Below are 25,357 nucleotides of genomic sequence, written 5' to 3'. Positions count from 1 at the left end.
TGTTTTGTTGTTTAACTTTAAGGTAATGTAGCGCAGCTAAAATTATTGTTTGAGAACAGTTGTTTTTTATTTTTAAGGGCTAGTCTGTGGTGAGAATTTTACAAGTAGTAACTCAAGTAACGCTTGGTATGTGCATGCTGCAAAGTGTTTCCGCAGCGCAGTTTCCACTGCCGACAGATGGTGACATTATTGGCGAGGTGCAAACACGTATTGCGCTGCACGAAGATACCTTCGCTGATATTGGCAAAGCGCTGGATTTTGGCTATTTAGAGATGGTTGCCGCCAATCCATACGTAGACGCTTGGTTGCCGGGTGAAGGAGTCGAAATTACCTTGCCGTCAAAATATATTTTGCCCGCAGGTGCGCGCAGTGGCATCGTAATGAATTTGGCCGAGTATCGATTGTATTACTACCCGAAAGACAAGCCTGTTGTATATACCTTCCCCTTGGGTATTGGTCGCGAAGGCTGGAGTTCGCCCATCAGCGAAACGCGCATTGTGATGAAAACCCCAAACCCAGGCTGGACACCGCCTAAATCCATTTTGCGCGAACACGAAGAAGCCGGTGACCCTCTACCAGCCTATGTGCCGCCTGGGCCAGATAACCCGCTAGGGCCGTACAAAATGACTTTGGCTTTGCCGGGTTACTTGATTCATGGCTCTAACAAAAAATTCGGTATCGGTATGCGCGTCAGTCATGGCTGTTTCCGCATGTTAAATCACAACGTGTTAGAGTTGGCGGGCTTGGTGCAAGTAGGGGAATCGGTACGCATTATTAATGAACCTTACAAGTTGGGCTTTAAGGGCAAGCAGCTTTATTTGGAAGCGCACACGCCGCTGGATGATCATGGCCAGCCTTCGGTGGTAGATAAGCACGCCATGGTAATGCAGTTATTGCTCGCCAATGAAGGGCTGCAGGATAGAGCTAATATTGATTGGGACAGGTTGCGTGAAGTGGTTGCCGAGGAAACGGGGATTCCTGAAGTCATAGGTGAACTTATTTGATAAATGCTTGTTTTGCTAGGCTGTCAGCGATAATTATGTTGACATAAATAAAGCGGCATCTATAATGTGCGCCCCATATAGGCACATAGCTCAGCTGGTTAGAGCACCACCTTGACATGGTGGGGGTCGTTGGTTCGAATCCAATTGTGCCTACCAAATTGATGGAGAAAGGCCGCGCATGCGGCCTTTTTTCTTATTAAGCTAGATTTCCAGTGACTCCGGTTTGTTGGCTTGGATATATCCCAGCTTTCACTGTATGGCAGCTGTGCTGACAGATCGCTCTTACTGGCTCATCCCAACCCAAGTGACCTTTGGTAGCGGTCACCACTAGGAGAGGAGGCGCCATGCCCGTTATTACCCTTCCTGACGGAAGTCAGCGTTCGTACGAACATCCCGTATCCATTTTAGACGTAGCGCAGTCCATTGGCGCAGGTTTGGCCAAAGCGACTGTAGCAGGTCGTGTGAATGGTCGCTTGCTGGATGCCTGTGACATTATCAGCGAAGACTCAACGTTGCAGATAATCACGCCCAAGGATCAAGAAGGTCTCGAGATTATTCGCCACTCTTGCGCGCATTTAATCGGGCATGCGGTTAAACAGCTCTTTCCAGAAGCAAAAATGGTGATCGGACCGGTCATTGAAGATGGCTTTTATTACGATATTGCTATCGAGCGTCCTTTTAACCCTGAAGATTTGGAAGCCATTGACAAGCGCATGCGCGAGCTGATCGCGCAAGATTATGACGTCATCAAAAAATTAACTCCGCGCGCAGAAGTTATCCAGGTGTTCGAGCAGCGTGGCGAGGATTATAAGCTACGTCTAATCGAAGATATGCCCGAAGAGACCGAGATGGGGCTATATCATCACCAAGAATATGTGGATATGTGCCGTGGTCCGCACGTGCCCAATACGCGTTTTTTAAAGCACTTTAAATTAACCCGTTTTTCTGGTGCCTACTGGCGTGGTGACTCGCAAAACGAGCAGTTGCAACGTATTTATGGCACAGCTTGGGCAGATAAAAAGCAGTTAGCAGAGTACCTCAAGCGTATTGAAGAGGCAGAAAAACGCGATCACCGCAAACTCGGTAAGCGTCTTGATCTGTTCCATATGCAAGAAGAAGCCGCAGGCATGGTGTTTTGGCACCCCAAAGGCTGGACGCTATATCAGGTGCTTGAGCAATACATGCGTAAAGTGCAGAACGATAATGGTTATCAAGAAATTCGCACCCCGCAAATTGTGGACCGCATCCTGTGGGAAAAATCCGGCCACTGGGCTAACTATGCTGACAATATGTTTATTACTGAGTCAGAAGCGCGCGACTACGCTATTAAGCCGATGAACTGTCCCTGTCACGTGCAGGTGTATAACCAAGGGCTGAAAAGTTACCGTGAATTGCCACTACGGCTAGCCGAGTTTGGTGCCTGCCATCGTAACGAGCCTTCAGGTGCACTGCATGGCATTATGCGGGTACGCGGCTTTACACAGGATGATGCACACATTTTCTGTACCGAAGATCAGATGCAGAAAGAGTCCGCTGACTTTATTCGTTTAACGCAGCAGGTATATGCCGATTTTGGCTTTACCGATATCGAGCTTAAGTTGTCGACACGTCCAGAGCAGCGTATCGGCTCGGAAGAGCAATGGGATAAAGCCGAAGCAGCATTAAAGGCGGCTCTAGAGAGCGCTGGCTTAGAGTATGAACTACAGCTGGGCGAAGGTGCGTTCTACGGACCGAAAATTGAGTTCTCTCTGCGCGACTGTTTAGGTCGGGTATGGCAGTGCGGAACACTACAGCTGGATTTTAACTTGCCTGTGCGCCTAGGCGCCGAGTTTGTTAATGAGGAAAACAGTCGTGAGCATCCAGTGATGTTGCATCGCGCTATTCTGGGTTCGTTTGAACGCTTTATTGGTATTTTAATCGAGCATTACGAAGGTGCGTTCCCTGCGTGGCTAGCGCCAACTCAGGCGGTGATTATGAATATCAGTGAGAGGCAGAGTGAGTTTGCGCTTGAAGTTGAAAAAACATTGCGCGAGAAAGGCTTCCGCGTAAAAACTGACCTGCGTAACGAGAAAATCGGCTTTAAAATTCGTGAGCACACTTTACAAAAAGTACCTTTCTTGTTGGTGGTAGGTGATAAAGAAGTTGAGAGTCGACAGGTGGCTGTGCGTACCCGTTGTGGCAAGAACCTAGACTCATTGAGCCTAGATGAATTCATTGCCACACTCGAAGCCAGCATTGCACTGCGTGGTCGTGTGGAGTAAGTTGTTTTAACTCGTAGTTAATAAAACGCCCCACTGCTATACAGTAGTGGGGCGTTTTTACATGGCCGTTAACACCGGGAAAATACCAATCGCGCAAGAGTATCTACCGGTCATTGCATTCCTATAGAAGCCTGCCAGGTTGGGTTAAAGCCAGTGCAGTAGACGCAAGAGTGCTAGTTGCACTATTGCCAAAATACCCAGCCCAATACAGGCCACAATAAAGCCTAGTTCAGACTCGCCGCCCGGAATGCCGCCTAAATTAACCCCCAGCAAGCCTGTGATAAAACTTAATGGTAAGAAAAAAGCGGTGATCAGGGTGAGTAAATAAATAGTACGTCCGCTACGTTCTTCACGCTGACGCTTTTCGGCCTCTAAAATAAACCCAACACGTTCTCTACTTAAATCCAGCTCTTCAAGACTGCGGATAGTGCTGTTGTGGATTTCGCCCAGTTGTGCCTTGACGTTGTGGTTAAATCCCTCTGTTTGTACGCGCTGTAACACGCTAAATAAGTCTCGCATCGGAATTAGGTAGCGGCGCAAGTTAGCACTATCGCGCCGTAGCTGTAGCATCTGCTTTTGATTGGTGCGAAAGCGAATGTCCTGCACCATGGACTCTTCCTGGGTATCAATGAAATCGGCTAACTGCTCAACCAGAACATCAATGTCTTGAGCGCTGGTTTTAAGGATTGCTGTGAGCAATTCGGTCGTGGTTCTGGGGCCTGTATTTTGCTTGAAACTTTGCTCCAGTTCAGCATCAGGGTAGGCATCGGCGTGCGCAAAACTAAGCAGTAATTGATCTTTGACCAAAACACGCAGCGATAAGAGCGCGCTGTTCTCTAGCGAGTAATTACGGGCTAGCACCCGTGAAAACAGTAGCAGCGTTTGGTCATGATGCTCAAGCAGGCGTGGGCGGGTGCCTTTAGCCAGTAACAGTTGTCGCTCAAGCTCGCTCACCTGACTAGTGTGCTGCAGCCAGTCTTGGGTATCCAGATTGTCCTTATCCCAGTGTAGCCACAATTTTTGTTGCGCTTGGAGCTGTAAGCCTGCTAACTCGCTGCGTTGTAACGGTCGTGCACCGCCGTTGCCGTCCAGTAAAAAGCCAAATACTAGACCGGATTCCTGTTGTTGCATAGCAGGGCCTCATAGTGAACTACCTGTAGTAAGACTACTTTATGTGTTTTTCGTAATTCGAGCACGGTTGTTTGCTGATATCAATAGCATCCTGCAGCCTCAGTATGGTAGGGCGTGCTAAGATTCATGCGTGTAGGATCAGTCCAGTTAATGCTATAGAATCGCCAGTGAGTGATTGTTTTTAAAGAGCGACTTGCGAAAAGAGTCGATAGGATATAAAATCCGCGCTCTATTTAGATTAGGTTCCTCGTGCAGATTGATGTGCGCAAGGGATAGCAACACAAGTAATATGGCAGTGGCTGTTGGCTTGCAAACAAGTCAAATGTAAGCAAGGTCTGCTATGTTTTTCGGCGAAATCGCCAAAATTTGGAGTGAGAATTATCAAGCGAGATATGAGACAAGACAGACGTTCTGCCAATAAGGCACCGATTAATGAAAATATTACTGCTCGTGAAGTCCGATTGATTGGAGCAGAGGGCGAGCAGATCGGGGTCGTCTCGATTGCTGAAGCACTAGCAGCCGCTGAAGAGGCGCGCTTAGACTTAGTGGAAATTTCTCCTGATGCAGCACCACCTGTGTGCCGCATCATGGATTACGGCAAGCATTTGTTTGAAAAGAAAAAACAACAAGCGCAAGCGCGTAAGAACCAAAAGCAAATTCAAGTAAAAGAAGTGAAGTTTCGTCCTGGGACGGACGTAGGGGATTATCAGGTAAAACTACGCAACCTGATACGTTTCCTAGAAGAAGGGGACAAGACCAAGGTCACTTTGCGTTTCCGCGGTCGTGAGATGGCTCACCAGGAGCTGGGTATGGATCTGTTAAAACAGGTTGAAAATGACCTGATTGAGTACGGCACCGTAGAACAGCATCCTAAGATGGAAGGACGCCAACTAACAATGGTCATCGCTCCCAAAAAGAAGAAGTAACCCCAAATGGTTTAGCTGCTTAGCAGCTATGCTTGGGCATAGGCAGGCCCCAAGGTTACTGTATTATTAATTTTGAATGCGGAGTTCAAACATGCCAAAGATGAAGACAAAAAGCGGCGCTAAAAAGCGCTTCAAAGCGACAGCAAACGGTTTTAAGCACAAACATGCTTTCAAAAGCCATATCTTAACCAAGATGACTACCAAGCGTAAGCGCCAGCTGAGAGGTACCAATCAGGTACACCCATCAGATGTTGCAAGCGTTGAACGTATGTTACGTGTTCGTTAATTGGTAGGAGAGAGTAAGTTATGGCTCGTGTAAAAAGTGGTGTTCAGGCTCGTCGCCGTCACAAGAAAATTTTAAAACTTGCTAAAGGTTACTACGGCGCGCGTTCACGTACGTTCCGTATTGCCAAGCAAGCGGTTATCAAAGCTGGTCAGTATGCATACCGTGACCGTCGTCAGCGTAAGCGTCAATTCCGCGCTCTGTGGATTGCTCGTATTAATGCTGGTGCACGTATCAACGGTTTGTCTTACAGCCGTTTCATTGCTGGCTTGAAAAAAGCTTCCATTGAAATTGATCGTAAGGTATTGGCCGACTTAGCGGTAAACGAAAAAGCAGCATTTGCAGTTATTGTTGAGAAAGCCAAAGCTAGCCTAGCTTGATGCTTTTTTAGTAATACAGCGTTATTGCTTTTGATAAGGGAAGGGCCTCGGCTCTTCCCTTATTTCGTTAAAACAGTCTATTTAATGTTTTTAGAGCATCCTGCAAAGATACAGAGCGTTTTGCAAGATTCTCTGGAGTTTATCGATGGAAAATATTCAGCAGTTGGTCAGTCAAGCGCTGGCCGCTATTAATGCAAGCAATGATATTCCCGCTTTAGAACAGTTGCGGGTGCAGTATTTGGGTAAAAAAGGTGAGTTAACTCAGCTAATGAAACAGCTGGGCGGCTTATCGGCCGAAGAGCGTCCGAAAGCAGGGGCTTTGATTAACCAAGCAAAAGAACAAGTGCAGGATGCTATTGCCCAGCGCAAAGCAGGCCTTGAAAGTGCAGCTTTGGCCCAAAAATTAGCAGCTGAAACCATTGATGTGACACTGCCCGGTCGTGGTCAGCAATCCGGTGGCTTGCATCCCGTGACACGTACGTTGGAGCGCATTGAGCATTTTTTCAGTCACATTGGCTATGGTGTTGAAGTTGGACCTGAGGTTGAGGATGACTATCACAACTTTGAAGCACTGAATATTCCTGAGCATCATCCAGCTCGTGCTATGCACGATACCTTTTACTTTAATGGCAGCATGGTTTTACGCACGCATACCTCTCCGGTACAGGTGCGCACCATGGAAAACCAATCGCCGCCCATTCGTATTATTTGTCCGGGGCGTGTCTATCGTTGCGACTCAGATATCACCCATTCGCCGATGTTCCATCAGGTCGAAGGTTTGGTGATTGATAAAGACATCAGTTTTGCCGACCTTAAAGGCACTATTGAAGAGTTCTTGCGCGTGTTCTTTGAAAAAGATCTAGGCGTGCGTTTCCGTCCTTCATTCTTCCCCTTTACTGAGCCTTCAGCTGAAGTGGATATGCAGTGCGTAATGTGTGATGGCGAAGGCTGTCGCGTGTGTAAGCACACCGGCTGGCTGGAAGTGATGGGTTGCGGCATGGTGCATCCGAACGTGTTGCGCATGTCAGGTATTGAGCCAGAAGAGTTTAGCGGATTTGCTTTTGGTATGGGTGTCGAGCGTTTGGCCATGTTGCGTTATGGCGTTAATGATTTGCGCCTGTTCTTCGACAATGATCTGCGGTTTTTAGCGCAGTTTCGTTAATTGAGCATCGTTTAAGGAGAACAGTATGAAATTTAGTGAGCAGTGGTTACGCAGTTTGGTTGAGCCCAAAGTCGAGCGTGATGAATTAGTCGCCCGCCTTTCTATGGCTGGCTTAGAAGTTGACGCTGTTGAGCCAGTCGCAGGCGAATTTACTGGCGTGGTGGTTGGCGAGGTGCTTGAAGTCAGTCAGCATCCAGACGCGGATAAACTCAGTGTGTGCCAAGTCAGTGATGGTAAAGATACCGTGCAGGTGGTCTGTGGTGCACCTAATGTGCGTGCAGGATTAAAAGTACCTTTTGCCCAAGTGGGTGCCGTACTGCCGGGTGATTTTAAAATTAAAAAAGCCAAACTGCGCGGGGTTGAGTCGCTGGGCATGCTGTGTTCAGCTGATGAGCTTAAAATCAGTGATGATAGCGAAGGATTGTTGGAATTGGCAGCTGATGCGCCGGTTGGGCAGTGTATTCGTGAGTACTTGAACCTCAACGATCAGTGCATCGAAGTGGATCTGACCCCGAACCGTGGTGATTGCTTGTCATTAACGGGTTTAGCGCGTGAAGTTGGTGCGCTCTATAACCAGCCTGTGCAGTTTCCTGAAATTAATGCAGTACCTGCCAGCCATGATAAGCAAATCAGTATTGAGTTGTTAGCGCCGCACGCCTGCCCACGGTATGTGGGTCGAGTGATTCGCGGGGTCGATTTAACGCAGCCTACTCCAGCATGGATGAAAACGCGTTTAGAGCGTAGCGGCGTGCGCAGCATTGATCCAGCTGTGGATGTGACCAACTATGTCATGTTAGAGCTGGGGCAGCCCATGCATGCTTTTGATTTGGCGCAGATTAATGGCGGTATTCGCGTGCGTATGGCCGAGCAAGCAGAAAAAATCACTTTGCTTGACGGACAAGAAATCAAACTGAATACAGATACGCTCGTGATCGCCGATCATCAACAAGCCTTGGCTATTGCTGGGGTGATGGGCGGTGAGAATAGCGGTGTTAATGCAGAGAAAACCAAAGACTTGTTTTTAGAGAGCGCATTTTTTGCACCCTTGGCGGTTGCAGGCATAGCGCGTTCTTATGGCTTGCATACAGATGCCTCACATCGTTTTGAGCGTGGTGTGGATTGGCAGTTGGCAGAGCGTGCCATACAGCGTGCTACAGAGCTGTTGTTGCAAATGGTGGGTGGTGAGGCAGGGCCTGTTATTATCGCGCAGAGTGCTGAGCACTTGCCGCAGCCTGCCGTAGTTTCCTTGCGTGCAGAGCGTGTTAACAGCATGTTTGGTTTGCAGTTATCCGATAACGAAATCGAGCAGTTACTGGCTCCGCTTGGCTTGCAGTTAGATAAGCAAGCAGCAGGGCAATGGCAAGTCGCTGTGCCCAGTCACCGCTTTGATATCAGCATTGAAGTGGATTTGATTGAAGAAGTGGGGCGCTTATATGGTTACGAGCGCTTGCCTGTGCGTTATCCTGCAGCGCGTTTAGCGCCGCAACCACAGCCAGAGGCGCAAGCCAGTGTGCCTGTGCTGAGTCGTTTATTGGCGAGTCGCGGCTATCAAGAAGCCATCACTTACAGTTTTATTGATCCTGATAGCTATGCTTTATTTCACCCTGAGCAGCCAGCGCTGGTATTAGATAATCCGATTTCAGCAGAACTGTCCTGCATGCGCGCTTCTTTATTACCAGGTTTATTAAAGGCTTTGGCGCATAACCTAAATCGCCAGCAAAGCCGGGTTCGTTTGTTTGAGGCAGGGCTGCGTTTTGTCGGGCAGCTCGATGCGCTGAAACAAGAATCTATGTTGGCTGGCGTAATCACAGGTTTGCGTTTGCCTGAGGCTTGGGCGCATGGAAAAGAAAAGGTTGATTTTTATGACATTAAAGCAGACGTAGAAGCTGTTTTGGCTGCTGCTGGAGCGGGGGAAGAGTTTAGCTTTGTGCCTGCTCAGCACACTGGATTTCATCCGGGTCAGTGCGCTCGCATTGAGCGCGATGGTCAGTTGGTTGGTTATTTAGGGGCTTTACACCCGCAAATAGCCACAGAGTTTGATATTGATCAGCCAGTGTTTATGTTTGAACTTGAACATGCTTTGCTTGAGGCTGGTAAATTGCCCACATTTAAAGAATTATCACGCTTTCCTGAGGTGCGTCGTGATTTGGCGCTGGTAGTTGATGCTGACGTACCGGCGGCACAATTGCTTGATTGTATGCGCGCGGCAGCTGGCAAATGGCTGGCCAAGATTCACATTTTTGATGTTTATCAAGGCGCTGGAGTAGAGCAAGGTCGTAAAAGCTTAGCCGTGGGCTTGACGTGGCAGCATCCTTCACGCACTCTAACTGACGAAGAAGTAAGCGACGCAACACAGCAGGTGCTAACCGCACTCGCACAACAGTTTTCGGCAACTTTGAGAGCGTAAGCCAGTGAGCACATTGACTAAAGCAGATATGGCAGAGCATCTATTTATGGAGCTGGGTCTTAATAAGCGTGAAGCTAAAGAGCTTGTTGATTTGTTTTTTGAAGAAATCAGAACCTCTTTAGAAAGTAGCGAACCTGTTAAAATTTCAGGATTTGGCAATTTTGAATTGCGTGACAAACGTCAGCGCCCCGGTCGTAATCCAAAAACGGGGGAAGAAGTGCCCATCAGTGCCCGCCGCGTTGTTACCTTCCGTCCAGGACAAAAGCTAAGAGAGCGAGTAGAGGACTATGCTGGAAGCCAGTCATAATAATGAGTTGCCACCTATTCCGGCAAAAAGATACTTCACTATTGGTGAAGTAAGTGAGCTGTGCGCCGTAAAGCCGCACGTGTTGCGTTATTGGGAGCAGGAGTTTGAACAGCTTGCACCTATCAAACGGCGTGGTAATAGACGTTATTATCAGCATCATGATGTGCTGATGATTCGCCAAATTCGCAGCTTGCTCTATGAAGAAGGTTTTACCATTGGTGGCGCACGCCAGAAACTCAATGGTGAGCAGTCTGGCGAAGAGAACACCCGCTATAAGCAAGTTATTCGGCAGATGATCACAGAGCTGGAAGAAGTATCAAAGTTGCTATCTAACTGAATCAGAGAGTTACTCGCAACAACAGTGCAAACACAGTATAAAAATAATTAAAACCACAGTAATTTCCAGCTAGTTTTTTAGCAGTCAACAGGTAAGGGGCTTTGTATGTCTTCCGTGACAATTATCGTACTTATCCTTGGCGGGATTGTTGCTTTGCTGCTAGTAGGTTATCTAAATAACTCCGTTGAAAAAAACAAGCTTGAAAAAGCGCGTAAAAAAGCTGAACAGTCTGAGCGTCAACAACGAATTGAAGCTCTATCAGAATCCTTACCAAAACAGTTCTTGACGGTAGCGCTCAAGCAGCTACTGCATAAGTTGGAGCTCCATTTTGTTGAAGGGGTTTTGGCTAATGATGCGCAGAACAAAAGGATGCAAGGTCGCAAATTGCTGCTTAAAGAGCGCTTAGAGCAAGGCGAGCAATATGCAATAGGTAATCCTGAAGTTAGTGTGCAAACTGAAGAGCAGGTCAAGGAAATACGCTTTCAGTTAGAAAGCCTGCAAACACAGCTCGTGCGTGCTACCGAAGAAAAGCTAGTGCCTGTGGAGCAATTAAAACCAGCGGTAGCTCATATCCAGATGCAACTGATTAATCTTTATTTGGATTATTTTCGTGTTTCGGGTCAACGTTTTATGCAGCAAGGACAGTCGCGTCAAGCGCGACTGGCTTATGAGCGTGCGGTTAAACTGTTAAAGCGACAGACAGCCCCTCAATTTACGCAACAGCTTGGCCAGTTCGAGCAGTTGTTGGCTCAAGCCGCCAAACTTGTGCTGGAACAGACGCAGGCCACGACATCGAGTGGAAGTGAGCTTTCCGGCGCCGTAGATTCGGAACAAAGCGATGAGTGGAAGAAGAAGCAGCTTTACGATTAACGACAGTCTTTCGTTGCATAATTGCACCCTCTTACTGCTTATGACTTTTTATCTTTTTTTGTTATAAATAGACTTTTTAGTTATCTCGTGTTCATTGTGAATATGATTTAATGGGTGTCGTTTTTTGACTGATGGGTCTATCTATGCAAGCTGAACCACGTAAGGTGCGTGAATTTCGCCGTCGCGAACAAGAAATCCTAGATACGTCGCTAAAGTTATTTTTAGCGGAAGGTGAAGACAGTGTCACCGTCGAAATGATTGCTGATGCAGTTGGTATTGGCAAAGGCACGATTTATAAGCACTTCAAATCCAAAACCGAAATTTTTTTACGCCTGATGCTCGACTATGAACGCGAGCTTAACGAGCTGTTTTATTCAGATACCGTAGCCAAAGATAAAGAAGCCTTATCGCGCGCCTATTTTGAATTTCGTATGGGCGATCCCGAACGTTACCGCCTGTTTGACCGGCTGGAAGAGCGGATTGTTAAAGGGCGCCAAGCGCCAGAAATGGTCGAGCAGCTGCATGCTATTCGTGCATCCAATTTTGAGCGTTTAACGCAACTGATTGAAGATCGCATCCGCGAGGGCAAACTGGAGAATGTTCCGCCATACTTTCATTACTGTGCGGCTTGGGCATTGGTGCATGGTGCCGTGGCCTTATACCACTCGCCATTCTGGAACAATGTCTTAGAGGATCAGGAAGGCTTTTTCCAGTTTATTATGGACATAGGTGTACGCATGGGTAACCGCCGCCGCCGCGATGATTCCGCTCAGACTACTAAAGTAAGTGGCAGTCAAGAAACCAGTTAACCCTGTGTCTGGCTCGAGTTGGTACAAAAACTGCTTGTAATTATGCCAGTACACATTTAAGGCAGCTTTTGACACTCTGCCCTCGGAGACATTATGCGATTGGGTTTAATTCTGCTGGTTTTTGTAATGCTGACAGGTTGCATGAAGGCCAGCGAGATGGTTAATGAGGCAGGCTATCACCTCTCGGATATAGGCGTGATTAACCATCAACGTATAGAGCGTGCGGCAAGTCGGCGCATCCAGCGTGACTCGCTTATCTATATTGTGCAAAGCCACTTTCCGCCGGTCGAGCATCGCGTAGTGGCTGATAATGTTTTGGCACAAGAAACCTTTAATGCTTTTGTGCAGTATTTTCCGCACATGCGCCGCTCTTCTAGCCCCTTAGGCTTAGAGCAGGCGTTAATGGGTGCCAGACATGAACAGGCTGATTTTCTGCTGTACACAAGGTTTGCTCAGGCTAATGAGCGCCCAGTTCTGGGGCAAAGCGTCATCCAATTTATGTTGTATGAACTGGGCAGCGGCAAGCTAATTGATAATGGCTCTATTCATATACGTGGCGGCTTGCTGACTTCAGTAAACAAAAAACCAGAGGATTTATTGCGTAAACCCATGCAGGCTTATGCGCAGCGCTTGCTGGGGTTGCGTGAGTATTAGTTGTTTGCTGATGTGGTAAAAACCACGGGTTGCCTTTGACTGCTTTTGCTAACCACCCCTAACTGTAATACCATAGACGCCTTCAAATCGAAGGCGTTTTGTGTTTTTTTTTCGCAAAAAACAGCAGCGCCTCTTAATTCATAAAGCTTTTATAGATTCTAAGCAGTACATCCATGACTCATGCTTTATCCATCCAAGGACTTACCAAAACCTATGCCAATGGTTTTGTCGCACTCAAGGGAATAGATTTAGAGGTCAAACAAGGTGATTTTTTTGCTTTGCTTGGCCCTAACGGTGCCGGAAAATCCACCACTATCGGTATCATCTCGACGCTGGTAAACAAGTCCAGTGGCAAGGTTAGTGTATTTGGCAATGATCTTGATACGCACCCGCTACAGCTCAAGCGCTGCATAGGGGTGGTGCCGCAGGAGTTTAACTTTAATCAATTTGAACTTGCTTTTAATATTTTAGTTACCCAAGCGGGTTATTACGGCATTAAGCGCGCCGAAGCTAAGGTTCGTGCGGAGCAGCTGCTAAAGCAGCTTGAGCTGTGGGATAAGCGCGATACTCAGGCGCGGTTATTATCTGGCGGCATGAAGCGCCGTTTGATGATAGCAAGAGCTTTAGTTCACGGGCCTAAACTATTGATTTTAGATGAGCCAACCGCCGGTGTGGATATTGAACTGCGTCGCTCGATGTGGGATTACCTGATTAAGCTGAATCGAGAAGGCACTACTATTATTCTCACAACTCACTATCTAGAAGAAGCAGAGCAGCTGTGCCGCAACATTGCCATTATTGACCATGGGCAGATTATCGAAAACACCAGTATGCGCACATTGTTGACTAAGCTGCAGGTGGAGACCTTTATTTTGGATTTAAAAAAGCCGCTTGAATATAAACCTGTGTTGAAGGGCTACGAGTTTCAATTGGCAGATGAACGGACGTTAGAAGTGCAGGTGGTTAAAAATATGGGTATGACCGATCTGTTTACCCAGTTAGCGCGGCAGGATATTGAGGTGTTAAGCCTGCGTAACAAAGCGAACCGTTTGGAAGAGTTATTTGTTTCCTTAGTTGAAAAAAACTTACCCGGAGGCAAGGCGTGAGTAGCGAATTTAAGTCTAACCTAATCGCTCTATACACCATCGCTCACCGTGAGGCGCGTCGATTTTTAAGAATTTGGCCGCAAACCCTGTTGCCGCCAGCGATTACCATGACGCTGTACTTTGTGATTTTTGGTAATTTGATTGGTAAGCAAATCGGCAGTGTGCAGGGCTTTAGCTATATGCAATACATAGTGCCGGGTCTGATTATGATGTCGGTGATTACCAATGCTTACAGCAATGTGGTGTCGAGTTTCTTTAGTGCTAAATTTCAGCACTCTATCGAGGAGCTTTTGGTTTCGCCGGTATCTTCGCATACGATTCTAATCGGCTTTGTTTTGGGTGGCGTGCTACGTGGGTTGTTGGTGGCAGCGATTGTGTCTATTTTGTCGCTATTTTTCACGGATTTGCAGGTCGAGCATCTGGGTTTAACTGTGCTAGTTATCTTCCTTACAGCTGCGGTATTTTCCTTGGGCGGCTTTATTAATGCCGTATTTGCGCGCAGCTTTGATGATATTGCGATTATCCCATCGTTCGTATTAACACCCTTAACCTACTTGGGTGGCGTGTTTTACTCCATCACTATGCTGGGTGAGTTTTGGCAGAAGCTGTCGCTGGTTAACCCTATTTTGCATATGGTGAATGCGTTTCGCTATGGGATTTTGGGTGTGTCGGACATTACACCCACTACAGCAGTGGCATTAATGCTGTTGACTACAGTGGTGTTGTATCTGTTTTGCATACGCTTACTCAACAGCGGTCGCGGTATGCGTCATTAAATCGTTTCATTTCAGCAGCGCTTCGGACTCTCAGTGCTGGGTGCGCTTGATTTGCGCTAAAAAGCTATAGAAGAAGTCGGTGCAAACCTTCAAGGGTGCGGGTATAATTCGCCACCCTTACGAATTAGGCGCTAAGGATGGCACGCTAATTGCTCATATCTAATCAGACATCGTCAAGTGTCAAAATTACGATGAGGAATTAGATATGAGTCAAGGTGTAGAGTTTAATCGGTTGATGTTAGAGATGCGCTCCATGCAAATGGAAGCCATGGCGCGTAACAGTGCGCTCGTGACACAGCCGCCTCAGGTTAATGGACCTAGCTTTGCTGATATGCTCGGTCAGGCAGTTAATAAGGTTAACGATGTGCAGCAGAACGCAAACCAGTTGGCTACAGCCTTTGAGATGGGGCACAGTGGTGTTGACGTAACCGACGTTATGATTGCCTCGCAAAAGGCCAGTGTGTCATTCCAAGCCATGACGCAGGTACGCAACAAACTTGTACAGGCTTATCAAGATATTATGCAGATGCCAATGTAAGGCAGGTGAATCATGGTTGACGCAACAGACAGAACAGTCCCGGCAACAGTAGATGCGGAGTCCAGAAAAGGCCTACCCAGTTTGGCTTTCTTGGATACTATGGCGCAAATGCCAGCGTTGCGTCAGGTGGCTTTGCTGATAGGTCTTGCCGCCAGTGTGGCGATAGGTTTTGCTGTTGTGCTCTGGTCGCAAGAACCCGATTACCGTCCGCTTTATGCCAATTTAAATAACCTAGATGCTTCTCAGGTTATTGAAACCCTGAACCAGTCGGGTATCAAATTTAAATTGGAGCCCAACTCCGGTGCTTTATTGGTTAAGGCTAATGATTTAGCAGCGGCGCGTCTTAAATTAGCCACCGCCGGTGTGGCACCAACGGATAACACTGTTGGTTATGAGATTATGGATAAAGACCAAGGTCTTGGCACCAGTCAGTTTATGGAAACCACGCGTTACCGTCGCGGCTTAGAAGGTGAGTTGGCACGTACCATTGCAAGCTTGCAGAACGTTAAAAACGCACGCGTACACTTGGCTATTCCCAAAAGCTCGGTATTTGTGCGTGACGAACGCAAGCCTAGTGCCTCAGTACTGGTAGATATGTATGCAGGACGCACACTTGAGCCCAGTCAGGTGATGGCAATTATTAACTTGGTCGCCACCAGTGTTCCTGAATTGAATAAAGATCAAATCACCGTAGTTGATCAAAAAGGCAATCTGCTTTCTGATCAAAACGAACTCTCGGAAATGACCCGTGCCGGCAAACAGTACGACTTTGTGCGCCGCATGGAGGGCATGTTTACCCAGCGCGTGCACAATATTCTCTTACCTATTTTGGGTGATGGTCGCTATAAAGCAGAGGTGTCTGCGGATGTCGATTTTAGTGCGATTGAGTCCACCTCTGAAAGCTTCAATCCGGATCAGCAAGCGCTGCGTAGTGAGCAGTCTTTAATTGAAGAGCGTACTTCCAGTCAGGGTCCACAGGGTATTCCGGGTGCGCTTAGTAATCAACCACCCGGCGCAGCCAGTTCGCCCGAGCGTGCTTTGGGTGGTGCGGGTGCTGATGGTCCTATTGCTTCGGGTCACCCCTTATTAGATGCTAATGGCCAGCAAATTATTGACCCTGCGACCGGACAACCTATGCTGGCTCCTTATCCGGCGGATAGACGCGAGCAATCAACCCGAAACTTTGAGGTGGATCGCTCCATTAGTTATGTAAAGCAAGAACAGGGCCGTCTGCAGCGCTTGTCTGTAGCGGTGGTGGTGGATGACTTAGTGCATGTAGGTCCGGAAGGGCAAATAGTCCGTCGTCCATGGACTGAACAGGATTTAGCGCGCTTTACCCGCTTGGTGCAAGATGCCGTAGGCTTTAATGCCAGCCGTGGTGATAGTGTTAGCGTCATTAACGCGCCTTTCGCTGATGTGCCGGTAGAAGAGTTTGTTGAGCCACCTTTCTATTCACAGCCTTGGTTCTGGGATGTGATGAAGCAAGTGCTGGGCGTACTCTTTATTATTATTCTGGTCTTTGGCGTACTCAAACCGCTGTTAACCAGTGTGGCAGGTGGCGGTAGTAAGTCAAAAGAGCTAGCGTTAGCAGAAGCAGCTAGAGCAGAGGCAGACCTCAGCGGCTTAGATGATGATTTGGCCGATGATAAAGTGAGCCTGGGCGCAGCACAGCAAAGCATTATGTTGCCAAGCCCAAGCGAAGGTTATGATGCTCAACTTAATGCAATCAAGAGCTTAGTGGCTGAAGACCCCGGTCGCGTAGCTCAAGTTGTTAAAGAATGGATATCGGGCGATGACTGAAAATAAAGCAATCAGCAAACTCAGTAAGGTTGATAAAGCCGCCATATTGTTGCTGTCACTAGGCGAAGCCGACGCTGCACAGATATTGCGCCATATGGGCCCCAAAGAAGTACAGAAAGTGGGTACCGCCATGGCGCAGATGCGTAACGTGCATCGTGAGCAGGTTGAGCAGGTGATGAGCGAGTTCGTTAATGTCGTTAGCGATCAAACCGGCTTGGGGGTGGGCTCTGATAATTATATTCGTAAAATGCTGACTCAGGCTTTAGGTGAAGATAAAGCTGGCAACCTGATTGACCGCATTTTGTTGGGCGGTAATACCAGTGGCCTAGACAGCTTGAAGTGGATGGAGCCACGAGCGGTTGCAGATGTCATCCGTTATGAGCACCCGCAAATTCAAGCGATAGTCGTGGCCTACTTGGATCCGGATCAAGCCGCTGAAGTCCTCAGTCATTTTGATCACAAAGTACGTTTAGATATCGTTTTGCGTCTGTCAGCACTAAATACCGTACAGCCTGCGGCACTTAAAGAATTAAACGATATTTTAGAAAAACAGTTTTCCGGCAGCTCCAGCACCAGTCGTACAGCTATGGGTGGTGTTAAACGCGCGGCTGATATTATGAACTTTCTGGAAAGCTCCATTGAGGGGCCGTTGTTGGATTCCATTCGCGATTTGGATGCTGATTTGTCAACACAGATTGAAGATCTGATGTTTGTCTTTGATAACCTTGCGGATGTAGATGACCGCGGCATTCAGTCGTTGCTGCGCGAAGTGTCGTCCGATGTGCTGGTACTGGCGCTTAAAGGAGCGGATGACGCGATCAAAGATAAAGTATTTAAGAACATGTCTAAACGTGCGTCTGAGTTGCTGCAAGATGACTTGGAAGCCAAAGGGCCGGTACGCTTAAGCGAAGTTGAAGCGGCACAAAAAGAAATTCTGACTATTGCTCGACGCATGGCGGATGCTGGTGAGATTGTACTCGGCGGCAAAGGCGGCGAAGAAATGGTGTAATCCATGGATAAGAAAAAACTGTCGAGCGAAATTATCTCAGTATCTACTTCTTCAGCCTTTGAACGTTGGGACTTGCCCAGCTTTGATACAGAACAGAGCGCTATTGATACCGAAGATGAGAGCAGCGAGCCCGAGAACGATGAGGTTGAGGTTGAGGAAGTTGAATTAGAGGAAGTTCAACCGCTGACTATCGAGGAGGTTGAAGCCGTTCGCCAGGATGCCTATAACGAAGGCTTTTCTGCAGGCGAAAAAGACGGCTTTCATTCAGGTCAATTAAAAGCACAAAAAGAAATAGAAGCTGTAATGGCTCCACGTTTACAGGCGCTAGAGAAAATAATGCAGCAGCTGTTTGAGCCTATTGCACAGCAGGATCAAGCCTTAGAGCATTGCATGCTGGAACTGGTACAGCTGATCAGCCAGCAGGTGATTCAGCGTGAATTGCAGCTGGACTCAACCCAGATTGGTCAGGTTTTGCGTGAGGCGCTTAAGCTGCTTGCTGATGAAAATGAGCAGGTTAAGATTTATTTGCATCCGCAAGACTTTGAACAAATAAAGGCCATACGTGAACGCCATGAGGAACGTTGGCGTATTATTGAAGATGAGGAATTATCGCCCGGTGGCTGTCGCGTAGAAGCCGCTCAAACTCGTATTGATGCTACTATTGAAACACGTCTTAAAACGCTGACGCAGCAGTTGCTGGAACAAAAGCGCACCCTGCAAGCTGAACCGGTTAGTGCCGATGATATTCAGGAGTTTGACTTGCAGCCTGAGCCAGTTGCGGCGGTAGAGTCTGTTGGGCCAGAGCTAGAGCCAGAATTGTCCATGAGTGAAACTGAAACAGCGGTTGCACCTATGGCAGAAACAGAAGACGTAGAAGAAAACCAAGTCTAGCAATCTCTTAGGGTGGGCAAATGAAGTTAGCACGCACTAAATTAGCAACGCGTTTAGCTGCCTATCAGTCAGCCGTAAAAATACCACGTCAGCCCATAGTTGAAGGCCGCTTGCTACGCATGGTGGGTTTAACTCTTGAAGCTCAAGGCCTGCAAGCTGCTGTGGGCAGTCGCTGTGTGGTAATTAACACCAGTGGTCATAACCCAGCTCAAGTTGAAGCTGAAGTGATGGGTTTTTCCGGTGACAAAATTTTCTTAATGCCCGTCGGCAGCATGGCAGGAATTGCACCCGGTGCGCGGGTTGTGCCTTTGCCAGATACCGATTTAGTACCCATGAGTAACAGCATGCTGGGGCGTGTTTTAGATGGCACGGGTCGCCCACTCGATGGCAAAGGACGCATTGCTGCAGATGAATGGGTACCAATGACAGGTCCTAGTATTAACCCTCTTAATCGTGAACCCATTACGCAACCTTTGGATGTGGGTATTCGTAGTATCAACGGCACTCTAACGGTAGGTCGCGGACAGCGTATTGGCCTGTTTGCAGGTACCGGTGTAGGTAAGAGTGTGCTCTTGGGCATGATGACGCGCTTTACCAAAGCCGACATTGTGATTGTTGGTCTTATCGGTGAGCGAGGTCGTGAAGTTAAAGAATTTATCGAGGATATTCTCGGCGAAGAAGACCTGAAGCGTGCGGTGGTGGTGGCTTCACCCGCCGATGATGCACCATTAATGCGTTTGCGAGCGGCGATGTATTGCACGCGGATTGCCGAATATTTTCGCGATAAAAAATACAATGTTCTATTGTTGATGGACTCCCTAACCCGTTATGCGCAAGCTCAGCGCGAAATTGCTTTAGCTATTGGTGAGCCGCCAGCGACCAAAGGTTATCCACCTTCCGTATTTGCCAAACTGCCGGCACTGGTGGAGCGAACCGGTAATGCGGAAAAGGGCGGTGGCTCTATTACCGCTTTCTATACCGTGCTCTCTGAAGGGGATGATCAGCAAGACCCCGTGGCCGATGCGGCGCGCGGCGTGTTGGATGGACACTTTGTTTTATCACGCACCTTGGCCGAAGAAGGGCACTATCCCGCTATAGATATCAGCGCTTCAGTCAGTCGGGTTATGCCGCAAGTAACTTCGCCTGAGCATTTAAAAGCAGCGCAGCGTTTTAAACAGTTGTGGACGCGTTACCAGCAGAGTCGTGATTTGATTAGCGTGGGTGCTTATGTGCCGGGCGGGGATCCAGATACGGACTTTGCCATTGAGCGTTTTCCAGTAATGTCTGACTATTTGCGTCAAGGCTTAAAAGAAACTGAAAGCCTTGATGTGAGTGTGCAACGCCTGCTCGACATTGTCGCGCCGTCACAAGGATAGTTAAGCCATGCTCAAACGCGTTAAACGTTTGCTGCCAGTGGTGCAAATGGCTGAAGAGGCAGAACGTGATGCTGCCGCTAAACTGGCAAAAACCCAACATCAGCTTATGCATGCGCAATCGCAGTTGCAGGGCTTAGAGCAGTACCGTGGTGACTACCAAGATCAATGGCAAAAACAAGGGCAGATGGGTGTTTCTGGCGAGTGGCTGATGAATTACCAGCGTTTTTTATCACAGTTAGAGACCGCGATAGAGCAGCAGCGTAACAGCATTAAATGGCATCAACAAAACGTCGATAAAGCGCGAGATTTGTGGCAAACAGCCTATACACGGTTGGAAGGTTTGCGTAAGTTAGTGCAGCGCTATCAGCAACAAGCACAGCAGTTAGCCAATAAAATCGAACAGAAAGACATGGATGAAATAGCGCAAAGACTGGGTTTAAACAGGCAGAGGCACGAGTAATATGGCAATCGATTATCAGTGGCTGTATGAATATGTATTACGTCGCAAAGGCTCGATCACCGAGTTGGAAAACAGCTTGCCGCAGCCCGCTACAGAACACGAATTAATCGCATGTACTGATGACCGCTACTTATCATTGATGACGCAGCGCGTATTTCGTGCTGGTTTGCGTCATGCCATGGTGGATGCCCGCTGGCCGGTTTTTGAAGAGGTGTTCTGGGGGTTTGACCCAGATAAAATGATTCTACTAAGCGCTGAGCATATCGAAAACTGCATGCAGGATGCGCGCTTGATTCGCCATTTAGGCAAGCTGAAAAGTATTCCGCGTAATGCGCAAATGATTTTAGACGTGCGCCAAACACATGGCAGCTTTGGTCAGTTTTTGGCGCAATGGCCTAGCACTGATTGCGTGGGCCTATGGCGTTTTTTACATAAGCGTGGTTATCAGTTGGGTGGGCGTTCAGCACCGGGTTTTTTACGCATGGCAGGTAAGGATACGTTTTTACTTACCGATGATGTGGTGGCCGCTTTAATTGCCCAAGGGGTGATTGATAAACGACCCACCAGCCAAGCAGATTTAAAGCTTACGCAAGCAGCCTTTAATCAACTGCAAGAAAGCAGCGGCCGACCTTTATGCCAGTTGTCGGCAATGCTGGCATTAACCACGAACCATTAAATTGTTAAATTGTTAAATTGGGTGTGAGCGATTGAAAGAGCATTTGCAGCAGTTAAAGGGCTTTCTAAATAAAAATGCCAAGGAAATGGCAGCACGCAAAATCCGACTGGGCGTGACCGGGTTTTCGCGTAGCGGTAAAACGGTGTTTATTGGCGCTTTGACACAAGCCTTACTGGCTACTGACCCGAAAAGACGCAATTTGGCGGGGCCGCTGCAGCAATTTGATGCGTATGAGCGTGGTTTTTTACGCTCGGCGCGCATTCGTGATGATATTAACCCGACCCTACCACAATTTCCTTTTCGCACTGTCCGCGATGCTATGCTAAGCCATAGTAATCATTGGCCCGAGCCCACCACAGGTATTGCCAGTATTACGCTAGAGCTTAATTTGGACAGCCAACATTTGGCCGGTAAGTTATTGCAAGACAAGCTCGGTTTAACCGATTTAGGTTTTGGTAAGTTGCTGCTGGAAATTGTTGATTTTCCCGGCGAATGGTTGGTGGATTTGCCGATGCTGGGGCAAGACTATAGCCAGTGGTCTGCACAGGTACTACAAGCAGCTGGGCAGGGTGTGCGTGCGCAGTTAGCGAAAAATTATCATAGTCAGCTGGCCGGCCTTTCTGCGCAGCAGGGCGCCGATGAAGCCTTGTTAGAGCAGTTACAGCAGGGCTGGACGCAGTATTTGATGCAGGCAGCCGAGCATGGTTTAACTGAAAACCAGCCAGGCCGTCATTTGCGTCCAGACAAGTTAGCTCAATCTCCCGTATTGCGTTTTGCGCCATTGCCTGAGCATTTGGCACAAAGCCCTTTATATAAACGCTGTCGCGAACGTTTTGCCACCTATCAACAAGAAGTGATTAAACCTTTTTACCGTGATGTGTTTAGCCGCATGGATCGCCAGCTTGTATTGGTGGATGTACTGCGCACTTTGGAATTGGGCGAAGAAGCCTTTACCGACATGCAGCAGTCTTTAGCTAAGGTGTTGACGAGTTTTGATTACGGCAAGGGTGGCTTGCTGTCTTGGTTAACCGGTGCCAGCACCACTAAGGTTTTGTTTGCCGCCACTAAAGCGGACCATGTAACCCGTGGTGATAGGCGTAACCTTGAAGATTTACTGCGCAATATGCTCGCCATTGTGGACGACAATAATCGCTTGCGTAGCAGTGCTAAGGACTGGGACGTGATGGCGCTGGCTTCAGTGCGTGCGACTGAGGATCGAGCTACGACTCAGGAACCCATACGCGAGGTGCTTTACGGTCAACCTGAAACAGAAACCGAGTCAGCCCACTGGGATCCGGGTGGTTTGCCATTGGATATGCCGCCGCAATGGGACAAAGTCAGATTTAAATTTTATCGGTTTGCCCCTCTGCCTTACCCAGATGCCTTACAGCAGGGTTTTCCCGCCATTAATCTGGGACGCGCATTGGAGTTTTTAATTGGAGATAAAAATCCATGAGTACACAAGAGCGTATCCCCGGACGAATAGATGTACCAACAGACGCATCGGCGGGACCTGAAACCACTGAGCGTGAGCCGGGTAAAATTGATGCGGTTACGGTTGCTATAGCGGAAGAAGCAACGCACGTGCCACTGCCTAAGAGCAAGTCGAGCCCTTCTGTATGGGCGCGTGCTGGTTGGTTGTTGCTTATTACTGTGGCTGTATGGTTACTGGTAAAGACCGGTTTAAGTTTGTGGCAGCTATGGCAGGATTTTTGGTGGTTGGCACTGGGTTTAGGCGGTTTAAGTGTGGCCGCGTTGTTGTATTTATTACGGGCTGTGTACGGTGAGGTGCAGGCCAGTAAACGACTGGATGCTGTGGCAGAACGTCAACAACAGATTGCTCAAGCGCTGAAACAGGAAGATATGCTGCTGTTTAATCAAGGTTTAAAACCTGTGCTCGCAGAATTGCAGCAGTATTATCCAGAGCAGGTGCAGTCTTATCAGTCAGCACTAGCCGAACGCGAAACAGTAGCTTCACGTATACAGCTGGCGGAAAACACTTGGCTGATTGAGCTGGATAAACAAGCTACGCGACTTATTAATCAAGAGGCGCTGACGGTTGCTGGTGGCGTGGTGTTAATTCCGCACCCAATGTTTGATGCCATGTTGGCGTTGTGGCGCTCACAGCGCTTAATTCGCCGCTTAGGTGAGGTTTATGGCTTGCGTCCTACGGGGTTGTCATCGTGGAAGCTGCTGAAAATGGCGCTGATTAATACGCTCATTGCCGGCAGTATAGAAACAGCAACAGAACTGGCTGCAGAGCAATTGGGTTATGGCGTAGTTGAGTCCGCTGTTGGTAAGGGCGCTGTGCAGGGCGCGGTGATGGCCCAGCGTATGCGTCGTTTGGGGCGACAGGCGCAACAATTGTGCCGGCCATGGCAAAAACCCAGTTAGGCGTGTTGCCAGTCAAAGCTAATCACATCGCTGATACGGGTTGCACCCAAAGCATGCATCAGTACTCTATCTAACCCCAGTGCTACACCGCTGCAGTCGGGCAAGCCCTGCTCAAGGGCTGCCAGCAGACGCTCGTCACAAGGGCGATCGGTGTCTTTGAGCTCATGCATAAAACGCTCGCGCTGAGCCTGGCTGTCCAAAAGTTCATCATAGCCGTTGGCCAATTCCATGCCGTTAAAGAACACCTCAAAGCGTTGCGCCGTTTGCTGACCGTCAGCCTGGGTGACAATTTTAGCCAGCGCCGCTTGCGAGGCGGGGAAGTTGTCGATAAACACCAGCGTGTTTTTAGGTAGAGAAGGTTCCACCAGATGACTGACAATGATATCCAGCCAGCCATCGCGGTCGAGTTCTAAATCAGCATTGGCCAACTGCTGCCCGAGCTGTTTGATGTCATCAAAGCTGCAGCTAAGCGGGTTCAGATTTGCAAACTCCTGTAGGGCTGCGGTATAGCCGTAGTGCATCACTGGTAACTCAGGAAAGCGCTCAGCTAACAACAGCTTAAGCAGCTGTGCCACTTCGTGCATCAGTTGAGGCAAACTCCAACCCACGCGGTACCATTCCAGCATGGTAAATTCCGGGTTATGCCGCCGTCCGGCTTCGCCATCACGAAACACCTTACAAATCTGATAGATATCACCACTGCCAGCACAGAGCATGCGCTTCATCGCGTATTCGGGTGAGGTGTGTAACCAGCGGTCTTGGCCTACCTGAATGGGCGTGATATTGGGATCAGCCACCGGTGCTTGGTTCAGCAGTGGGGTTTCAACTTCTAGGGCGTTACGCTGATAAAAAAACTCGCGCACTGTGCGATACAGTTGCTGACGTGCAATAAGATTTTTCTGCGGTGCGCTGGGTTGCCAGTGAATGGGCATAGGGCTATCCAAACGAATGAAAAAGGGAACCCTTAGGCTCCCTTTAGGTATTACACAAAGCTTATTTTACGCGCGGCTGACATACTCGCCAGAACGGGTGTCGATTTTAAGCTTTTCACCAGTAGTGATAAACAAAGGTACACGCACTACAGCGCCAGTGCTTAGGGTAGCTGGCTTGGTGCCGCCTTGAGCTGTATCGCCTTTTAAACCCGGGTCGGTTTCAGTGACTTCAAGCTCAATAAAGTTAGGTGCAGTTACGCTGACCACAGCGTCGTTAAACAGGGTGATGTTGTAGACTTCCTGCTCTTTAAGCCACTTTTTAGTATTCCCTAAAGCTTGCTCGCCAGCGGCTAATTGCTCGAACGAACCATCAGTCGCCATAAAGTGCCAGAACTCGCCATCGGAGTAGAGAAACTCCATGTCGCGGTCTTGAATATCGGCGCTTTCTAAGTTTTCACCGGATTTAAAGGTACGCTCCCACACGCGGTCGGTGCGGATATTACGCATTTTAACCCGGGTAAAAGCTTGGCCTTTGCCAGGTTTGACAAACTCCACGTCAATCATGATACAGGGTTCGCCATCAACCATTACGCGAAGGCCTTGACGGAATTCGTTAGTAGCAAAAGTTGCCATGATGTAATCCTATTAATTTAAGTATGTGCTGGAGAAAACGGTTCAATAAAGCGCGATAGTATAGCCTAAAACGCACCTGTATATACAGCTACGCGTTTATAGGGCATGTAAAGCAGGGTTGCAAAAATATTTATTTGGTTAACAGGCGAGCCAAACATAGTATATTGATTTGCATATAAAGCGTGCTATAACCACGCACATTTAAACAGTTGAACCCATCTGACTTAAATCAAAC

The 25,357-nt window shown here is 48.2% G+C and carries 26 protein-coding genes and 1 tRNA gene; 24 read left to right on the top strand and 3 right to left on the bottom strand.

Annotated features, from left to right (window positions below):
- Nucleotides 1-128: 128 nt before the first annotated feature.
- The 3 genes from QEZ41_RS07265 (at nucleotide 129) to thrS (ending at nucleotide 3,265) form a co-directional block, all read left to right on the top strand.
- Nucleotides 129-1,004 carry a L,D-transpeptidase family protein gene (locus QEZ41_RS07265; RefSeq protein ID WP_289410808.1) on the top strand — a complete coding sequence of 292 codons (876 nt, stop codon included), beginning with the start codon at nucleotides 129-131 and terminating at the stop codon, nucleotides 1,002-1,004.
- Between the two features lie 79 nt (nucleotides 1,005-1,083).
- Nucleotides 1,084-1,160, top strand: a tRNA-Val gene (locus QEZ41_RS07260).
- 188 nt (nucleotides 1,161-1,348) lie between these two features.
- On the top strand, nucleotides 1,349-3,265 hold the full coding sequence (gene thrS / locus QEZ41_RS07255; protein ID WP_289410733.1) for a threonine--tRNA ligase: 1,917 nt from the start codon (nucleotides 1,349-1,351) through the stop codon (nucleotides 3,263-3,265).
- Nucleotides 3,266-3,409: 144 nt separating this feature from the next.
- On the opposite strand, the gene QEZ41_RS07250 is transcribed toward thrS, so the two are convergent.
- On the bottom strand, nucleotides 3,410-4,396 hold the full coding sequence (locus QEZ41_RS07250) for a CorA family divalent cation transporter (protein WP_289410732.1): 987 nt from the start codon (nucleotides 4,394-4,396) through the stop codon (nucleotides 3,410-3,412).
- A gap of 392 nt (nucleotides 4,397-4,788) precedes the next feature.
- Here QEZ41_RS07250 and infC point away from each other — a divergent pair, with 392 nt between their 5' ends.
- From infC to QEZ41_RS07145, 21 genes are all read left to right on the top strand, one after another.
- Complete coding sequence (infC, locus tag QEZ41_RS07245; protein ID WP_289410731.1) at nucleotides 4,789-5,322, top strand: translation initiation factor IF-3; 534 nt, start codon at nucleotides 4,789-4,791, stop codon at nucleotides 5,320-5,322.
- 91 nt (nucleotides 5,323-5,413) lie between these two features.
- The gene (rpmI, locus tag QEZ41_RS07240) at nucleotides 5,414-5,608 is read left to right on the top strand and encodes a 50S ribosomal protein L35 (RefSeq protein WP_289410730.1); all 195 of its coding nucleotides are present in this window, start codon (nucleotides 5,414-5,416) and stop codon (nucleotides 5,606-5,608) included.
- Between the two features lie 20 nt (nucleotides 5,609-5,628).
- On the top strand, nucleotides 5,629-5,985 hold the full coding sequence (rplT, locus tag QEZ41_RS07235) for a 50S ribosomal protein L20 (RefSeq protein ID WP_289410729.1): 357 nt from the start codon (nucleotides 5,629-5,631) through the stop codon (nucleotides 5,983-5,985).
- A 145-nt stretch (nucleotides 5,986-6,130) separates the two neighbouring features.
- Nucleotides 6,131-7,147: a phenylalanine--tRNA ligase subunit alpha gene (gene pheS, locus QEZ41_RS07230; RefSeq protein WP_289410728.1), complete on the top strand. Its 1,017-nt coding sequence runs from the start codon at nucleotides 6,131-6,133 to the stop codon at nucleotides 7,145-7,147.
- A gap of 25 nt (nucleotides 7,148-7,172) precedes the next feature.
- Complete coding sequence (pheT, locus tag QEZ41_RS07225; RefSeq protein WP_289410727.1) at nucleotides 7,173-9,554, top strand: phenylalanine--tRNA ligase subunit beta; 2,382 nt, start codon at nucleotides 7,173-7,175, stop codon at nucleotides 9,552-9,554.
- A gap of 4 nt (nucleotides 9,555-9,558) precedes the next feature.
- On the top strand, nucleotides 9,559-9,861 hold the full coding sequence (gene ihfA, locus QEZ41_RS07220) for an integration host factor subunit alpha (RefSeq protein WP_289410726.1): 303 nt from the start codon (nucleotides 9,559-9,561) through the stop codon (nucleotides 9,859-9,861).
- Nucleotides 9,842-10,198: a MerR family transcriptional regulator gene (locus QEZ41_RS07215; protein WP_289410725.1), complete on the top strand. Its 357-nt coding sequence runs from the start codon at nucleotides 9,842-9,844 to the stop codon at nucleotides 10,196-10,198. The genes ihfA and QEZ41_RS07215 overlap by 20 nt, the downstream gene beginning before the upstream one ends.
- A 105-nt stretch (nucleotides 10,199-10,303) precedes the next feature.
- Complete coding sequence (locus tag QEZ41_RS07210; RefSeq protein ID WP_289410724.1) at nucleotides 10,304-11,068, top strand: hypothetical protein; 765 nt, start codon at nucleotides 10,304-10,306, stop codon at nucleotides 11,066-11,068.
- Between the two features lie 143 nt (nucleotides 11,069-11,211).
- Nucleotides 11,212-11,877: a TetR/AcrR family transcriptional regulator gene (locus QEZ41_RS07205; protein ID WP_289410723.1), complete on the top strand. Its 666-nt coding sequence runs from the start codon at nucleotides 11,212-11,214 to the stop codon at nucleotides 11,875-11,877.
- Between the two features lie 93 nt (nucleotides 11,878-11,970).
- On the top strand, nucleotides 11,971-12,531 hold the full coding sequence (locus QEZ41_RS07200) for a DUF4823 domain-containing protein (protein ID WP_289410722.1): 561 nt from the start codon (nucleotides 11,971-11,973) through the stop codon (nucleotides 12,529-12,531).
- Nucleotides 12,532-12,704: 173 nt separating this feature from the next.
- Nucleotides 12,705-13,637 (top strand): ABC transporter ATP-binding protein, encoded by a 933-nt coding sequence (locus QEZ41_RS07195; RefSeq protein WP_289410721.1) that lies wholly within the window; start codon nucleotides 12,705-12,707, stop codon nucleotides 13,635-13,637.
- Nucleotides 13,634-14,413 (top strand): ABC transporter permease, encoded by a 780-nt coding sequence (locus QEZ41_RS07190; protein WP_289410720.1) that lies wholly within the window; start codon nucleotides 13,634-13,636, stop codon nucleotides 14,411-14,413. Before QEZ41_RS07195 ends, QEZ41_RS07190 begins: the two co-directional genes overlap by 4 nt.
- Nucleotides 14,414-14,618: 205 nt before the next feature.
- Nucleotides 14,619-14,951 carry a flagellar hook-basal body complex protein FliE gene (gene fliE / locus QEZ41_RS07185; RefSeq protein ID WP_289410719.1) on the top strand — a complete coding sequence of 111 codons (333 nt, stop codon included), beginning with the start codon at nucleotides 14,619-14,621 and terminating at the stop codon, nucleotides 14,949-14,951.
- A 12-nt stretch (nucleotides 14,952-14,963) separates the two neighbouring features.
- Nucleotides 14,964-16,751: a flagellar basal-body MS-ring/collar protein FliF gene (fliF, locus tag QEZ41_RS07180; RefSeq protein WP_289410718.1), complete on the top strand. Its 1,788-nt coding sequence runs from the start codon at nucleotides 14,964-14,966 to the stop codon at nucleotides 16,749-16,751.
- Nucleotides 16,744-17,760: a flagellar motor switch protein FliG gene (gene fliG, locus QEZ41_RS07175; protein WP_289410717.1), complete on the top strand. Its 1,017-nt coding sequence runs from the start codon at nucleotides 16,744-16,746 to the stop codon at nucleotides 17,758-17,760. The genes fliF and fliG overlap by 8 nt, the downstream gene beginning before the upstream one ends.
- A 3-nt stretch (nucleotides 17,761-17,763) precedes the next feature.
- Nucleotides 17,764-18,651 (top strand): flagellar assembly protein FliH, encoded by an 888-nt coding sequence (fliH, locus tag QEZ41_RS07170; protein WP_289410716.1) that lies wholly within the window; start codon nucleotides 17,764-17,766, stop codon nucleotides 18,649-18,651.
- A 20-nt stretch (nucleotides 18,652-18,671) separates the two neighbouring features.
- Nucleotides 18,672-20,027, top strand: coding sequence for a flagellar protein export ATPase FliI (gene fliI, locus QEZ41_RS07165; RefSeq protein ID WP_289410715.1), 1,356 nt, complete (start codon nucleotides 18,672-18,674; stop codon nucleotides 20,025-20,027).
- 7 nt (nucleotides 20,028-20,034) lie between these two features.
- Nucleotides 20,035-20,487 (top strand): flagellar export protein FliJ, encoded by a 453-nt coding sequence (gene fliJ / locus QEZ41_RS07160; protein WP_289410714.1) that lies wholly within the window; start codon nucleotides 20,035-20,037, stop codon nucleotides 20,485-20,487.
- A 1-nt stretch (nucleotide 20,488) separates the two neighbouring features.
- A complete protein-coding gene (locus QEZ41_RS07155; RefSeq protein WP_289410713.1) occupies nucleotides 20,489-21,163 on the top strand; it encodes a DNA-3-methyladenine glycosylase I in 675 nt (224 codons plus the stop codon).
- A gap of 31 nt (nucleotides 21,164-21,194) precedes the next feature.
- Nucleotides 21,195-22,619 (top strand): YcjX family protein, encoded by a 1,425-nt coding sequence (locus tag QEZ41_RS07150; protein ID WP_289410712.1) that lies wholly within the window; start codon nucleotides 21,195-21,197, stop codon nucleotides 22,617-22,619.
- Nucleotides 22,616-23,557, top strand: a complete 942-nt coding sequence (locus QEZ41_RS07145; RefSeq protein ID WP_289410711.1) for a DUF697 domain-containing protein — start codon at nucleotides 22,616-22,618, stop codon at nucleotides 23,555-23,557. Before QEZ41_RS07150 ends, QEZ41_RS07145 begins: the two co-directional genes overlap by 4 nt.
- On the opposite strand, the gene epmA is transcribed toward QEZ41_RS07145, so the two are convergent.
- Both epmA and efp read right to left on the bottom strand, forming a co-directional pair.
- The gene (gene epmA, locus QEZ41_RS07140; protein ID WP_289410710.1) at nucleotides 23,554-24,489 is read right to left on the bottom strand and encodes an EF-P lysine aminoacylase EpmA; all 936 of its coding nucleotides are present in this window, start codon (nucleotides 24,487-24,489) and stop codon (nucleotides 23,554-23,556) included. The two genes, QEZ41_RS07145 and epmA, sit on opposite strands and share 4 nt — an antisense overlap.
- A gap of 66 nt (nucleotides 24,490-24,555) precedes the next feature.
- The gene (gene efp / locus QEZ41_RS07135) at nucleotides 24,556-25,122 is read right to left on the bottom strand and encodes an elongation factor P (protein ID WP_289410709.1); all 567 of its coding nucleotides are present in this window, start codon (nucleotides 25,120-25,122) and stop codon (nucleotides 24,556-24,558) included.
- Between the last annotated feature and the right edge of the window lie 235 nt (nucleotides 25,123-25,357).

Origin of the sequence: Thiopseudomonas acetoxidans, from assembly GCF_030362935.1 — a bacterium.
Taxonomy (GTDB): Bacteria; Pseudomonadota; Gammaproteobacteria; order Pseudomonadales; family Pseudomonadaceae; genus Thiopseudomonas; species Thiopseudomonas acetoxidans.
The sequence above is the reverse complement of the archived record's forward strand: the minus strand, read 5'-3'. Positions and strand labels throughout refer to the sequence as shown.